Source organism: Synechococcus sp. R6-10 (assembly GCF_047461815.1).
Classification (GTDB): Bacteria; Cyanobacteriota; Cyanobacteriia; order Thermostichales; family Thermostichaceae; genus Thermostichus.
Genome location: NZ_JANSHW010000128.1, coordinates 1 through 1,971, shown reverse-complemented (window position 1 = coordinate 1,971; position 1,971 = coordinate 1). Strand labels below are relative to the sequence as shown.

Here is a 1,971-nt window from a genome sequence, read left to right as displayed (position 1 = left end):
TAGAGCAGAGCAGGCTCAGGGCTACTGAAAGCCCGCTCCGTACCGCTTAGCGGTCGGAGCCGGGTAGTTTACTCCCAACAGCACCCACCCACTTACCCTGCGGGTAGCCCAGGACATCTACAACGGCAGCGGCCAATTGGCGATTCCAGCAGGCAGCGAGGTGCGAGGCAGCTTGCGACCGACTCAGGGAGGGGCCAGGTTCTTCGGCACAGCTTTGATTGCCAATGGGCGACTTTACTCGGTGCAGATGTCTTCTGATTTGATCCACTGATTTGATCCACACTGAGAAAGACCCGCGCCACTATTCTGCCGAAGCGATTGCTCAAGATGCAGCCATTGGTGCTGTGGGGGGTACGGTGCTGGGCTTGCTCACAGGAGGCGTTTCTGCTTTAGGGGTTATTGGCGGAGCTGGAGCCGGAGTGGCGGTGGGCAATATCACGGCACCTCAAGTCGTGGTGTTGCGCCCTAACCAAACGATTAACTTGGCTTTGGACAGTCCGGTGCGTCTGTGATCGACAAATTTTTGATCTGGTTTTGATTTGGTTTGATCTGGAAGCAAAAAGGATCCCGGTTTTAGGCCGGGATCCCTGTTTGGTTTTAGGGATTTTTTCGAGGAACACCACCTTCAGTGCAAGTAGGTGTAGGCCCGCAGATTGTCTTCAAAGTGCTGCTGCAAGGCGCGGGCTTGATCCAGCGTGATCTGCCCTCGCTGCAGGGCGGTCTCGGTGGCGTGGTGGAGGGTCTCCACCAGATCTTCGCTGTTGTACTGCACCCAGCTCAGCACCTCGCCGATGGTGTCCCCCTTGATGACTTGGGAAACGTGGTAGCCGCCGGGGCGGGAGCGAATATGCACCGCGTTGGTATCGCCAAACAGGTTGTGCAGATCTCCGAGAATCTCCTGGTAAGCGCCCCCCAGAAACACCCCCAGCAGGTAGGGATGTCCGTTGGGGTCGTGCAGCGGCAAGACCGAGGTGATCTGCCCATCTTCGCCAAAGAAGCGGTTGATCTTGCCGTCGCTGTCGCAGGTGAGATCGGCCAGGGTGGCCCATTGGCGTGGCTCCTCATCCAGACGATGAATCGGCATGATGGGGAAGACCTGGTCGATGGCCCAGCTATCCGGCAGGGATTGGAATAGAGAGAAATTGCCGTAGTAGATGCTGGCCAGCATCTCGTCCAGATCCAGGAGATCCACTGCCACGGGGTGCCCTGCTTGGTGCTGCTCGTAGGCCAAGGTGCAGATCTTGTCGGAGCAGTTCCAGAACAGCCGCTCCACTTCAGCTCGCTCCTGCAAGCTGAGGGATCCCTCAGTGAACTGGCGCAGGGCGGCCTCCTTCAGCTCCTGACAACGGCGGTAATTGACCACCAGAGTATCGGGCTGGATTTGGTAGTAAAGCTGGTTTAGCTTCTGGATCACCTCCGCATCGGAAGTGAGCTGGGTGGGCATCGGGTAGGGGCTGGCAGCGTTGACATCTTGCACGTCAAACACCAGCACCGACTGGTGGGACATCAGGGCGCGTCCGCTTTCGGTCACCAGTACCGGCGGCTGGATCCCGTGGGGTTCCAGGGCGGTGAGCACGGTCTGCACCACGGTGGCGGCGTAGTCCTCCATGCTGTAGCTCTGGGAAAAAGGATTGGGGGACTGGGATCCGTCGTAATCAACCCCCAAGCCGCCGCCGATATCCAGGTAGCCCATGGGGGCCCCCAGCTTGGTGAGTTCGATGTAGATTTGGCTGGCTTCCCGCACGGCTCGTCCATGCACGCTCACCATCGAGATCTGGGAGCCGATGTGGTAGTGCAACAGGCGTAGACAATGCAGCTTGCCCGCTTCCCGCAGCCGTTCCACCACTTGCAAAATCTCGGTGGCCGTGAGGCCGAACTTAGCCCGATCCCCAGCCGAGGTGCCCCAGCGTCCACTGCCCTGGGCGGAGAGCTTGGCCCGTACCCCCAAGATGGGGTCAATGCCCAGTTGGT

The 1,971-nt window shown here is 59.3% G+C and carries 3 protein-coding genes; 2 read left to right on the top strand and 1 reads right to left on the bottom strand.

The annotated features are described in order from the left end of the window. The first annotated feature begins 136 nt into the window (after window positions 1–136). Together NW837_RS04215 and NW837_RS04210 are read left to right on the top strand one after the other, a co-directional pair. On the top strand, window positions 137–271 hold the full coding sequence (locus NW837_RS04215; protein WP_414329399.1) for a hypothetical protein: 135 nt from the start codon (window positions 137–139) through the stop codon (window positions 269–271). Window position 272: 1 nt separating this feature from the next. Continuing rightward, on the top strand, window positions 273–512 hold the full coding sequence (locus NW837_RS04210) for a hypothetical protein (RefSeq protein WP_414329398.1): 240 nt from the start codon (window positions 273–275) through the stop codon (window positions 510–512). A 113-nt stretch (window positions 513–625) separates the two neighbouring features. On the opposite strand, the gene speA is transcribed toward NW837_RS04210, so the two are convergent. After that, a partial coding sequence (gene speA, locus NW837_RS04205; RefSeq protein WP_414329397.1) for a biosynthetic arginine decarboxylase occupies window positions 626–1,971 on the bottom strand: 1,346 nt, incomplete at its 5' end.